Source organism: Bradyrhizobium monzae (genome assembly GCF_021458635.1).
GTDB lineage: Bacteria > Pseudomonadota > Alphaproteobacteria > Rhizobiales > Xanthobacteraceae > Bradyrhizobium.
The window spans coordinates 190,254-202,998 of the sequence record NZ_JAIRDQ010000001.1 but is presented as its reverse complement, the minus strand read 5'-3'; the positions used below and the strand labels follow the sequence as shown (position 1 = coordinate 202,998).

The window sequence follows — 12,745 nt, the reverse complement described above, 5'->3', positions numbered from 1 at the left end:
GCGCGCGTTATGCTTTCGTCGCATGTTGCTCTCGCGCAAGGAATCGGGAACCTGTTCATGAAGGAACTATTTCGCGTAAGTTCCATCGTGGGAAAGGGGAACAAGGCGATGTGGAGCCTGCCCAGCGATAGCGTGCTGCATTTCCTCTCCTTGGTCGCGGTGGCCGCGCAGGGCATGACGGCCGCGCTCGCCGCTGGCCGCCGCAGCATGGATTGGTTAGGGGTTTGCTTCCTCGGCTGCATCACCGCGCTCGGCGGCGGTACGCTGCGCGATCTGTTCCTCGGGCATTATCCGCTGGTCTGGGTGCAAAACCCGATCTATCTCGCGCTCGCCGGTGGCGCGGCCTTCCTCACAATTCTGTTCGCGCGGCTCGTGCACCGGCTCAAGCTCGCCTTCATCGTGCTCGATGCCATCGGCCTCGTCGTTTTCACCATGACCGGCTGCGATGTCGCCTGGCAGATAGACGCCTCGCTACCGATCGTCATCGTCTCAGGCATGGTGACGGGCTGCGCCGGCGGCGTGTTGCGCGACGTGCTTTGCAACGACGTGCCGCTGCTGTTTCGCTCTGAACTCTATGCCACCGTCTCGGTGGTGACGGGGTTGTTCTACGCCACGGCGTTCGGGCTCAACCTCAACGCCGAGCTCTGGACGATCTTGACCTTCATCCTCGGGATCAGCCTCCGCCTGCTGGCGGTGCGCTACAAATGGGAGATGCCGAAATTCGTGTTTACGGGCGACGAGGAGAAGTAGTCGCACTTTCTTCGTCTCTCCAGCTTCCACGCCGTCATGGCCGGGCTTGACCCGGCCATCCACGTCTTGCTCACGGCACGAAGAACGTGGATGCCCGGGACATCTAGCGCGAAGACGCGCTTCGCGCTTCTGCCCGGGCATGACGACCTCTAGGGAGTCGGGGATTAATCTTGCCCGCGCGCTTTCGCCACCTGGGCCGGCGTCACCAGCGGGCCGGCATTGCCCCAGGAGTTGCGGATGTAGTTCGTCACCGCCGCGATCTCGGCATTCGACAATTGCTTGGCATAGCCCGGCATCTCACCGGTGTTCGGCGCCCGCGGCGTCGTCACGGTGTGCGCACCGTCGAGGATGATGCGCAAGGTCGAGGACGGGTTGATCGACTGCAGCAGGGCATTCCCTGGCAGCGGCGGGTAGATGCGCGGTGCGCCCGAGCCGTCGGCTTCATGGCAGGCGATGCAGAATTTTGCGTAGACCGCCTGGCCGGCTTTCATCTCGGTCTCATCGAGCGGCGGCACGATGGTCTCGCGGCGCACCGGCGGCAGGCTCTTCAGGTACACTGCGATCGCACGCACATCGGCATCGCTCATCCTCGAGGTCGAATTGACGATGACCTCTGCCATCGGCCCGTCGGCATGGCTTTTGGCGTTGCGGCCGCTCTGCAGATATTCGGCGATGTCGTCCGCGCTCCATGACTGCAGACCGGCGCGGGCGGCGCCATCGAGGCGCGGCGCGTACCAGCCGCCGAGCTCGCTGCCGGATAGCGCCTGCGCGGCCTTGTCCGCGCCAAAATAGTTCTTCGGCGTGTGGCAGGCGCCGCAATGGCCGAGCCCGGTGACGAGATAGCCGCCCCTGTTCCACACCGCGCTCTTGCTCTGGTCCGGCTCGAACAGGCCGGGTGTGAAGAACAGCAAGTTCCAGGCTCGCATCAAGCCGCGATAGCCAAATGGCCAGCGCAGCTCCGGCGGCTTGTTGCGGCTGACGACCGGCGCGAGCGTGCCGAGATAGGCGCGGATCGCCAGCGTGTCGTCCTTGGTCATCCGGGTGAAGTAGGGGTAGGGGAACGCCGGGTAATAGAGCGAGCCGTCCGGTGCGGTACCGGTGCGCACGGCGCGGGTGAAATTGTCGTCGGTCCAGGCGCCGATCCCGGTGTCGCGGTCCGGCGTCAGGTTCGGCGCATAGATCGCGCCGAACGGCGTGTCGATGCGCTTGCCGCCGGCGAACGGCTTGGCGGGATCCGCGGTGTGGCAGCCGGCGCAGTCGCCGGCCTCGACCAGCGTCTTGCCGTAGGCAATCAGCTCGGGCGACGGCTCGGCGGCGACGGCTGCGCCCGCAACCGCACTGCACAAGACCAAACCTACCAGAGCCTGGCCAGCCAGAATCCTCCGCATCGTCGACCCTTCTTGCTGCGACTCATCAGCCCATTCGCATCATACGAACGTCACGTCGTTTCGCGATGCCGGGTTATGGTGACACAAATTGAACATCGCCCATGCCTTTCCGGCCACGAAATTGCGTTTTTTTCCTGCCGCCGCGGAAGGGCCAGATTTGTGGTGCGCTGCGTTAAATATCCGACATAGAGTGGCGCAGGTGGTCGGCGCGCCCTAGCTAAAAACAACGGGCAGGCAACGGCTTAATGGGCAAGACCTGAACAGGGCGGCAAAGAGGACAACATGGGCATCAACCAGGGTCCGATCAGTCTCGATCAAAAATACACCCAGGACACCGGCCATATCTTCACGACGGGCATCCAGGCGCTGGTCCGCCTGCCCATGGCCCAGATTCGCCGCGACCGCGCCGCGGGGTTGAACACCGCGGGCTTCATCTCCGGCTATCGCGGCTCGCCGCTTGGTGGCTACGATCAGCAGCTTTTTGCCGCGCGAAGACATCTCGAGCAGTACAACATCAAGTTCCAGCCCGGCGTGAACGAGGATCTGGCGGCGACGGCCGTGTGGGGCTCTCAGCAGCTCAACCTCTCGCCCGGCGCAAAATACGACGGCGTGGTCGGCATCTGGTACGGCAAGGGCCCCGGCGTCGACCGCTGCGGCGACGTCTTCCGCCACGGCAATGCCGCCGGCTCCGCCAAGAACGGAGGCGTGCTGTGCCTCGCCGGCGACGACCATGGCGCAAAGTCCTCGACCGTCCCGCATCAGTCCGACCACGCTTTCATCTCGGCCTTGATGCCGTATCTCTATCCCTCGAGCATCCACGAGATGATCGAGATGGGCCTGCTCGGCATCGCGATGTCGCGCTATTCCGGCTGCTGGGTCGGCATGAAGGTGATCACGGAGACGGTGGAGACCACCGCCGAGATCGATCTCACCGACGAAATGAAGCCTTTCATCATCCCTCCGGATTTCGAGCTGCCGCCCGGCGGCCTCAACCTGCGCTGGCCCGATGACCGCTTCGAGCAGGACCGGCGCCTGCAGGACTACAAGGGCTTTGCCGCGATCGCCTTTGCGCGCGCCAACAGGGTCAACCGCGTCACCATGGATTCGCCGAACGCCCGCTTCGGCATCATGGCCTCCGGCAAGAGCTACGAGGATGTCCGGCAGGCGCTGCGCGAGCTCGGCATTACCGAGCAGGTCGCCGCCAAGATCGGCCTGCGCCTCTACAAGATCGGCATGCCTTGGCCGCTGGAGCCGGAAGGCGTGCGGCAGTTCGCAGTCGGTCTCGAAGAGATATTCATCGTCGAGGAACGCCGCGAGATCGTCGAGAACCAGGTCAAGCAGGAGCTGTTCAACTGGCGCGACGACGTCCGCCCGCGCATCGTCGGCAAGATGGACGAGCACGACAAGCGCTTCCTGACCTTCTCCGCGGAGCTCAGCGTCGCCTCGCTTGCGACCTCGCTGACCGAGCGCCTCCTTCGACTTAATCTCAACCCCGAAATCGCGGAGATGCTCCGCGCCAAGGCCGACTGGTTCAACGGCCGCCAGGCCACCCAGATGCAGGCCACAGCGCCGGTCTCCCGCACTCCCTACTTCTGCTCCGGCTGCCCCCACAACACATCGACAAAGGTCCCCGAGGGCAGCCGGGCGCTGGCCGGCATCGGCTGCCACTTCATGGCGCTGTGGATGGACCGCTCGACCGAGACCTTTACCCATATGGGCGGCGAGGGCGTGCCGTGGGTCGGCATCGCGCCCTTCACCAACGAGAACCATATTTTCGCCAATCTCGGCGACGGCACCTATTTCCATTCGGGCCTTCTCGCGATCCGGCAGGCGGTCGCCTCCAAGACCAACATCACCTACAAGATCCTCTACAACGACGCCGTCGCCATGACCGGCGGCCAGCGTCACGACGGCGATCTCTCGCCGCAGCAGATCACTTTCCAGCTCCACGCCGAAGGCATTCGCGAAATCTATCTGGTCTCGGAGGCACCCGACACCTATCCGGCCGACACCATCGCGCCCGGCGTCAAGAAGTATCACCGCGACGAACTCGACAACGTCATGAAGATGTGCCGCGAGTACAAGGGCACCTCGGCGATCGTGTTCGTGCAGACCTGCGCCGCCGAAAAGCGCCGCCGCCGCAAGCGCGGCTTGATGGAGGATCCGGCGCGCCGCGTCATGATCAATCCGGCCGTCTGCGAAGGCTGCGGTGATTGCTCGGTGCAGTCGAACTGCATCTCGGTTGAGCCGCTGGAGACCGAGTTCGGCCGCAAGCGCGCCATCAACCAGTCGTCCTGCAACAAGGACTATTCCTGCCTCAAGGGTTTTTGCCCGTCCTTCGTCACCATCGACGGTGGCGCGCCGCGCCATCGTGCGCCGGCGGAGCTGGCCGACATCGGCGCGCTGCCGGAGCCGGCGTCGCGTCCGGCGCTGGACAAGCCCTACAACATCGCGGTCGGCGGCGTTGGCGGCACCGGCGTCCTCACCATCGGCGCGCTGCTCGGCATGGCCGCGCATATCGAAGGCAAGGCCTCGATGATCCTCGACATGTCCGGTCTGGCGCAGAAGGGCGGGGCGGTGCTCAGTCACGTGCGCCTGTCGGATCACCCGGCGGAAGTCACGTGCTCGCGCATCGTCACCGGCACGGCCGACGTCGTGCTTGCCGCCGACGAGGTGGTCGCCGTCGCCAAGGACACGATCTCGCTCTGCGACTCCAATCGCACCCACGGCATCATCAACAGCCACGTCATTCCGACCGCCGACTTCGTCCTGAACCGCGACTTCAACTTCCAGACCCGCAAGCTGAATGGGTTGCTGGAAACGGCCTTGCACAAGGACTCCGTGTTCTTCGATTTCACCAAGCCGGCCGAGCAGCTGTTGGGCGACAGTATCGCCACCAACATGATGATGATGGGCTATGCCTATCAGAAGGGGCTGTTCCCGCTGTCGGCGGAGTCGATCGAGCAGGCGATCGAGGTCAACGGCGTGGCGATCAAGATGAACAAGGAGGCCTTCCGCCTCGGCCGCCTTGCGGTCGCGGACCCTGCACGGCTCGCTGATATGCTGAAGGGGACGGACGAGGTCGCCGCACCCAAGACGCTGGATGCCATGACGCTCGACGAGGTCATCGAGCACCGTAGCAAGCATCTCACCGCCTACCAGAACGGCCGCCTGGCCAAGCGTTATCGCAAGCTGGTCGACCAGGTCCGCGATGCCGCCGCGAAGGGCGGCTACGGCGATGCGCTGCCGCGCACCGTCGCGATCAACTACGCAAAGCTGCTCGCCTACAAGGACGAGTACGAGGTTGCGCGGCTCTTCACCGATGGCGCCTTCGCAAAACAGCTCCGCGACCAGTTCGAGGGCGACTTCAAGTTCAGCTTCAACCTCGCTCCGCCGATTTTGGCGTCCGGCGTCGATGCGCTCGGCCGCCCGAAGAAGCGTGCCTTTGGTCCGTGGATGCTGAAAGCGTTCGGCGTGCTGGCAAAGTTCAAATTCCTGCGCGGCACACCGCTCGACATTTTCGGCCGCAGCGCCGACCGCAAGCTCGAGCGCGATTTGATCGTCGGCTACGAAAAGGACGTTGCCACCGTGCTCGGCCTGCTGTCGCCGGTCACGATCGACACGTCGGTCGAACTGCTGTCGCTGCCCGACCGCATCCGCGGCTACGGCCCGGTCAAGGAGAAGGCCGTGGCGGACGCCAAGGCCCGCTACGCCCAGCTCGCCGCCGATCTGGCGAACCCGCCGCCCGCGCCAAGGCAGATCGCAGCCGAGTAGAAGGTCTCGTGGGGTGGGCAAGGCGCAAAGCGGCCCGCCCTGCGATTTCCCGTTTGAAATCAATCAGCGTTCTACTGTGCATGGGGTTGTTTTCGAAAAAAATGGGTTCTTCCGATAAAGCGAAAAGTCGCTTGCGCCGTCGGGCAAAACACCTTTAGGATTCTGCTTAGTCTCTCGTGCCCCGACGCTGCGCAGCAACGCTGAAGCGTTGCCGCGCGCTCGGGACACGAGAGCATCGTCTCCACTTGCGCTCACCCGCTGCCCTCTCGCCCGACGGAATATTTCCGCGCTTGCCAATCAGCCCACCGCGGTCCAGAAAAACTGAGCAAGAAGAAACGCGAGCGGAGACCTCTGTTTTGACCATCAAGGGCAAGGCCTACATTGCCGGGATCTACGAGCACCCGACCCGGCATGCGCCGGACAAATCCACCACCCAGCTTCACGCCGAGGTCGCGAAGGGCGCGATCGAGGATGCCGGGATCAGCAAGGACGATGTCGACGGCTATTTCTGCGCGGGCGATGCGCCCGGCGGTGCCTGGCCGATGGTCGATTATCTCGGCTTGAACACCAAAAAGCTCCGGCACGTCGATTCCACCGAGACCGGGGGCTGTTCCTACATCATCCATCTCGGCCATGCGGCCGAGGCGATCGCGGCGGGCAAGTGCTCGATCGCACTGATCACGCTCGCGGGCAAGCCGCGCACCGGCGTGATGCCGCCGCGTGCGGCCGGCGCGGAGCTCGATTTCGAGTCCGCTTACGGTGCGACCACGCACAATGCCTATGGCATGTGTGCCATGCGCCACATGCACGACTATGGCACCACCAGCGAGCAGCTCGCCTGGATCAAGGTCGCGGCCTCGCATCATGCACAATACAATCCGCATGCGATGCTCAAGGATGTCGTCACTGTCGAGGACGTCTTGAACTCGCCGATGATCTCCGATCCACTGCACCGCATGGATTGCTGCGTCGTCTCCGACGGCGGCGGCGCGCTGATCGTGACGACGCCTGAAATTGCCAGGAGCCTGAAGAAGCCACTGGTCAAGTTGATTGGCCACGGCGAGGCGATGAAGGGACCGCGCGGCGGCAAGGATCTCGATCTCACTTACTCCGCCGGCATCTGGTCCGGCCCGCGCGCGTTCGAGGAAGCCGGCATCACGCCGAAGGATATCAAATACGCCTCGATCTACGACAGCTTCACCATCACCGTGCTGATGCAGCTCGAGGACCTCGGCTTCTGCAAGAAGGGCGAGGGCGGCAAGTTCGTCGCCGACGGCAATCTGATCTCGGGTGTCGGCAAGCTGCCGTTCAACACCGATGGCGGCGGCCTCTGCAGCAACCATCCGGTCAACCGCGGCGGCATGACCAAGATCATCGAGTCCGTCAGGCAGCTGCGCGGCGAGGCGCATCCGAAGGTGCAGGTCAAGAACTGCGATCTCGCCATCGCCCACGGCACCGGCGGCCTTCTCGGCGTCCGCCACGCCGCATCGACGGCCATTCTGGAGCGCGTGTGATGAGCGAAGCAAAAAAATATCCCGCCCCGGTCACGAACCCCGAGACCGCCGCATTCTGGGACGCCGCCAAGCAGGGCAAGTTCATGATCAAGCGCTGCACGGCGTGCGGCGAAGCGCACTACTTTCCGCGCTCGATCTGTCCGTTCTGCTATTCCGACAAGACGGTGTGGGAAGAGGCGTCCGGCGAGGGCACGATCTACACCTGGAGCCTGATGCGGAAGTCGCCGACCGGTCCTTATGCGATCGGCTACGTCACGCTGAAGGAAGGGCCGTCGCTGCAGACCAATTTCGTCGACTGCGATCTGGAGAAGCTGAAGATCGGCCAGAAGGTGAAGGTGGTGTTCAAGCCGACGGACGGCGCCCCGCTGCCGTTCTTCACGCCGGCCTAAATTCTTCCCTTCTCCCCTTGTGGGAGAAGGTGGCGCGAAGCGCCGGATGAGGGGTCTCGCTCCGCGGAGAGACTTTCACTGCGGGGGCAACCCCTCACCCAAACGAGTTTGCCGCACCGTCCTCGCTGCCCTCTCCCACAAGGGGAGAGGGCCCTTCAACTGGCGGTGCTGAAGACATTCGGGAGGAAACCAGAAAAATGTCCGCCAGATACGAAGAGCTCAAAGGCCTGAAAAACATCGACCAGAAATACACCTACACCGATCGCGACGTCATGCTCTACGCCTACGGCATCGGCCTCGGCGCTGATCCGATGGATGAGAACGAGCTCGCCTTCGTCAATGAGGGCACGTTGACGCCGCGGCCGCTCAAGGTGGTGCCGACCTTCGCTTCCGTCGCCGCCTGGGGCTCGGGACCGGGCGAGATGAATCTCAACCGCGTGATGGTGGTCGACGGCGAGCGCGACATCACTTTCCATCAGCCGCTGCCGGTCGCCGCCAACATCACCGCCGACTCCTCCGTCGTCGAGGTCTACGACAAGGGTGAGGGCAAGGGCGTCGTGATCAGCCACCAGACCGTGCTCAAGAACGAGAAGGGCGAGAAGCTCGCCACGCTCGTTGCCTCCCGCTTCGCCCGCGGCGACGGCGGCTTCGGCGGGCCGAGCCTGACGCAGCCCGATCCGCACAAGATCCCGTCGCGCGCACCCGACAAGACCATCGACATCGTCACGCGTCCCGACCAGGCGCTGGTCTATCGTCTCTGCGGCGACCGCAATCCGCTGCACTCCGATCCGGAGTTTGCGGAGAAGGCCGGCTTCCCGCGTCCGATCCTGCACGGCATGTGCACCTACGGCATCACCTGCCGCGGCGTGCTGCAGACCTATGCCGACTACGACGCCAGCGCGTTCCGCCAACACGTGGCGCGGTTCTCCTCGCCGGTCTATCCCGGCGAGACCGTGACCATGGACCTCTGGAAGGACGGCAACACGATCTCGTTCGAAGCCAGGGTGAAGTCGCGCGGCGTCACCGTGATCAAGAACGGCAAGACGGTGTTGGGTTAGGTCGGTTTCGCGTCCGGCACACGAAAAACAAAAACAGGGAGAAGCCACCATGGGACTACTCGACGGCAAGGTTGCGCTGATCACCGGAGCGGGCGGTGGGCTCGGCGAGGCCTACGCAAAGCTGTTCGCGCGGGAAGGGGCCTCGATCGTCGTCAATGATCTCGGCGGGCCCCGCGACGGCTCCGGCGCCGACAAGTCGATGGCGCAGCTCGTGGTGGACGCGATTAAGGCCGAGGGCGGCAAGGCGATCGCGAACGGCGCCGACATCTCGACCATGGAAGGCGGCCAGTCGGTGTTCGACGACGCCATCAAGCACTTTGGCCGCGCCGACATCCTGGTCAACAATGCCGGCATCCTGCGCGACCAGACTTTTGCCAAGGCCACCGAGTCCGATTGGGACAAGGTCATCAAGGTGCACCTGAAGGGCACCTTTTGTTGCACCATGCCGGTGTTTCGCTGGATGCGGGAAAACGGCGGCGGCGTCATCGTCAACACCTCCTCGACCTCGGGCCTGATCGGCAATTTCGGCCAGACCAATTACGGCGCGGCCAAGGGCGGCATCTGGGGCCTGTCCAACGTGCTGGCGATCGAGGGCCGCAAGTACAACATCCGGATCTGGACGCTTGCCCCGGGCGCGCTGACCCGCATGACCGCAGACCTGCCCCGCTATAAGGAGAACCCCGGTGCGGCGCTGGGGCCGGACGGGATCGCACCGGCCGTGCTATACATGGTCAGCGATTTGTCGGGCGACCAGACCGGCAAGGTGCTGGGCGTGTCCGGGCCCCGCGGCGTGCGCGAAATGCGGATGATGGAGATGGAAGGCTGGAAACCGCCGCATGCGGGCTGGAACGCCCGGGACATCGCTGATCACGCCAAGGAGATCTTCTTCTCCGAGGAGCAGATCAAGATGGGCGCGCGGCGGTTTTAGCCACACTGTCATTCCGGGGCGCGACGAAGTCGCGAGCCCGGAATCCATAACCACCAGCCGGGGTTATGGATTCCGGGCCTGGCCCTGCGGGCCATCCCGGAATGACGAATAGAGAGAGACAAGGAAAGACGATGAAACTCACCGCCGACGCCAAGGGCACCTTCGCAATCGCGCCGACGCCGTTCCACGATGACGGAAGGATCGACGAGCGCTCGATCGATCGCCTGACCGACTTCTACGAGGAGGTCGGCTGCAACGGTGTCACGGTGCTCGGCATTCTCGGTGAAGCGCCGAAGCTCGACGCCGCCGAGGCCGAGCAGGTCGCGGTGCGCTTCGTCAAGCGCGCCAAGAAAATGCAGGTGATCGTTGGCGTCTCCGCGCCGGGTTTTGCCACCATGCGCTCGCTGGCAAAGGCCTCGATGGACGCAGGCGCCGCCGGCGTCATGATTGCGCCGCCGCCCTCGCTCCGCACCGACGACCAGATCGTCGGCTATTACAAGCAGGCGGCCGAGGCGATCGGTCCGGATGTGCCCTGGGTACTTCAGGATTATCCCCTGACGCTCTCGGTGATCTTCACCCCCGCGGTGATCCGCAAGATCGTCACCGACAATGCGAACTGCGTGATGCTCAAGCACGAGGACTGGCCGGGCCTCGAAAAGATCTCGACGCTGCGCAATTTCCAGAAGGACGGCTCGCTCCGTCCGCTCTCGATCCTCTGCGGCAATGGCGGGCTCTTTTTGGATTTCGAGATGGAGCGCGGCGCCGACGGCGCCATGACCGGCTACGCCTTCCCCGAGCTTCTGATCGACGTCGTGAACCTGTCGAAAGCTGGCAAGCGCGATGCCGCGCACGATCTGTTCGACGCGCATCTGCCACTGATCCGCTACGAGCAGCAGCCGGGCGCCGGCCTTGCCGTGCGCAAGCATGTGCTGCAGAAGCGCGGCATCATCGCCTCCAGCGCCCAGCGCAAGCCCGGCGCCACCATCACGCCGGCGGCGAAGGCGGAGGTCGACTACCTCTTGTCGCGCGTCGCCCGCGTCGACAAGCGCGCCAATCTCGGCCCGCAATCCAGCGCCGCAGGCTAGTTGAATGCCCGAGACATCAGCATCGCGTCCGGCCTCGACCATCCTCCTGCTGCGCGATGGTGCGAAGGAAGTCGAGATCTTCATGATGGTCCGCCATCATCAGATCGAGTTCAACTCGGGCGCGCTGGTGTTTCCCGGCGGCAGCGTCGATGCCGGCGATCAGGAGATCGTCAAGCGGTCCGACCTGTATTCGGGCGGCGAGGGTCTGAGTGAATCGGATCGCGGTTTTCGTATCGCCGCGATCCGCGAGACGTTTGAGGAAAGCGGCATCCTGCTGGCGCGTTCGAAGGGCTCGAACACGCCTGTTGATGCCAAGCGTGCCGGCGAGATCGCCGATGCGCACCGCGTTGCGCTCAACGAGCACAAGATCAGCTTCCTCAGCATTCTCGCCGACAACAACCTCCAGCTCGCGCTGGACACACTCGTGCCCTACGCGCACTGGATCACGCCGGAGGGCATGCCGAAGCGCTTCGACACCTGGTTCTTCCTGGCCGCTGCGCCGCCCGACCAGCTCGGCGCGCATGACGGGCGGGAGTCGACCGACTCGATCTGGTTGTCTGCACGCGAGGCGGTGGAGGGTGGCGACAGCGGCCGCTTCAAGCTGCCGTTCCCGACCACGCGCAATCTGATCCGGCTGGCGAAGCAGCCAAGCGTGAGCGCCGCGCTCGATCACGCCAAGGGAATCTCGATCGTCACGGTGATGCCGGTCATGACCAAGACCGAAACCGGCCGCCAGCTCCGTATTCCCCGTGAGGCCGGTTATGACGGCGAGGTGTTCGAGGTCGGCGCGGTCGGCTAGGATACTTCGACATAAAGCGAAGTATTGGTGACTACGGACGCGCTAGCTTCCGTCCATCGCGAATGGACGGGATCGATCCAATGGACAACCGGCAGGACACCAACATCGCCGTCGAGCTGGCGCTGCTGGTCGCGCTCGCAACGCTGTGGGGCGGCTCCTACACCTTTATCAAGCTCGGTGTCGCCACCGTCTCGCCGATCACGCTGATCGCTGCGCGCACGACGATTGCGGGCCTGCTGCTGCTCGCCGTCATGTGGGCGAGGGGCATCAGGATGCCGACGGATGGACCGACCTGGCGGCGCTTCGCCTTCCAGGCCGTGCTCAACAGCGTCATCCCCTGGACTCTGATCGCCTGGGGCGAACGCCATGTCGATGCGGCACTCGCCACCATCCTCAATTCCGCCGGGCCGATCTTCACCTTCCTGCTCACCGCAATCGTCACCCACCACGAGGCCACGACCCCGCGAAAACTGTTCGGCGTCGTCGCCGGCATGGCCGGCATCCTGCTGATCGTCGGCGCCGATGCATTCCATGACATCGGCAGCGGCGGCCTCGTCGCGGAAGCCGCGATCGTTGCCGCCACCATCTGCTACGCCTGCGCCGCGATCTTCGGGCGGAGCTTCAGGGGTCTCGATCCCATGGCGCCCGCCGCCGGCTCGCTGCTGGCTGGCGCGGCCGTGCTGATCCCGGCCTCGCTCGTGCTCGAACAACCCTGGACGCTGTCGCCTTCGCAGAGCTCGGTCCTGGCGCTGCTTGCGCTGGCGGTGTTCTCGACCGCGGCGGCGTTCGCGATCTACTTCCGCCTGATCCAGACCCTCGGCTCGGTCGGTACCACCGCCCAGGCCTATCTCCGCGTCCCGATCGGGGTCGCCATCAGCGTCGCCTTCCTGGGGGAAACCCTGAGCCAGACCGCCTGGATTGGCTTGGGCTGCGTCGTCCTTGGCGTGGCCGCCATGACGATCCCGGCCCGGCGGGCGGCTGTCGCTAAACCATCATGAAAAACAGCCCGTTCCGCCCGGCGGAGGCATGTTCCCCCGGAGGGGTGATACAGCGTATATTG

General features: G+C 64.5%; 10 protein-coding genes. 9 read left to right on the top strand and 1 reads right to left on the bottom strand.

Annotated elements, in window-relative coordinates; translation table 11 throughout:
• Positions 1 to 108 precede the first annotated feature (108 nt).
• On the top strand, positions 109 to 750 hold the full coding sequence (locus K3F49_RS01070) for a trimeric intracellular cation channel family protein (protein WP_234680548.1): 642 nt from the start codon (positions 109 to 111) through the stop codon (positions 748 to 750).
• A gap of 164 nt (positions 751 to 914) precedes the next feature.
• Here K3F49_RS01070 and K3F49_RS01065 read toward each other — a convergent pair whose 3' ends face one another.
• Positions 915 to 2,138 carry a c-type cytochrome gene (locus tag K3F49_RS01065; protein WP_234678940.1) on the bottom strand — a complete coding sequence of 408 codons (1,224 nt, stop codon included), beginning with the start codon at positions 2,136 to 2,138 and terminating at the stop codon, positions 915 to 917.
• A gap of 282 nt (positions 2,139 to 2,420) precedes the next feature.
• Here K3F49_RS01065 and K3F49_RS01060 point away from each other — a divergent pair, with 282 nt between their 5' ends.
• The 8 genes from K3F49_RS01060 (at position 2,421) to K3F49_RS01025 (ending at position 12,683) form a co-directional block, all read left to right on the top strand.
• Entirely contained in the window at positions 2,421 to 5,912 is a 3,492-nt protein-coding gene (locus tag K3F49_RS01060) for an indolepyruvate ferredoxin oxidoreductase family protein (RefSeq protein ID WP_234678939.1), read from the top strand.
• Positions 5,913 to 6,268: 356 nt separating this feature from the next.
• A complete protein-coding gene (locus K3F49_RS01055; protein ID WP_234678938.1) occupies positions 6,269 to 7,426 on the top strand; it encodes a thiolase domain-containing protein in 1,158 nt (385 codons plus the stop codon).
• Complete coding sequence (locus K3F49_RS01050; RefSeq protein ID WP_234678937.1) at positions 7,426 to 7,815, top strand: Zn-ribbon domain-containing OB-fold protein; 390 nt, start codon at positions 7,426 to 7,428, stop codon at positions 7,813 to 7,815. The genes K3F49_RS01055 and K3F49_RS01050 overlap by 1 nt, the downstream gene beginning before the upstream one ends.
• A 197-nt stretch (positions 7,816 to 8,012) precedes the next feature.
• Positions 8,013 to 8,873, top strand: a complete 861-nt coding sequence (locus K3F49_RS01045; RefSeq protein WP_234678936.1) for a MaoC family dehydratase — start codon at positions 8,013 to 8,015, stop codon at positions 8,871 to 8,873.
• Between the two features lie 49 nt (positions 8,874 to 8,922).
• A complete protein-coding gene (locus K3F49_RS01040) occupies positions 8,923 to 9,801 on the top strand; it encodes an SDR family oxidoreductase (RefSeq protein ID WP_234678935.1) in 879 nt (292 codons plus the stop codon).
• A gap of 131 nt (positions 9,802 to 9,932) precedes the next feature.
• On the top strand, positions 9,933 to 10,886 hold the full coding sequence (locus K3F49_RS01035; RefSeq protein ID WP_234678934.1) for a dihydrodipicolinate synthase family protein: 954 nt from the start codon (positions 9,933 to 9,935) through the stop codon (positions 10,884 to 10,886).
• 4 nt (positions 10,887 to 10,890) lie between these two features.
• Entirely contained in the window at positions 10,891 to 11,685 is a 795-nt protein-coding gene (locus K3F49_RS01030) for an NUDIX hydrolase (protein ID WP_234678933.1), read from the top strand.
• Between the two features lie 80 nt (positions 11,686 to 11,765).
• On the top strand, positions 11,766 to 12,683 hold the full coding sequence (locus K3F49_RS01025) for a DMT family transporter (RefSeq protein ID WP_234678932.1): 918 nt from the start codon (positions 11,766 to 11,768) through the stop codon (positions 12,681 to 12,683).
• The last annotated feature ends 62 nt before the right edge of the window (positions 12,684 to 12,745 follow it).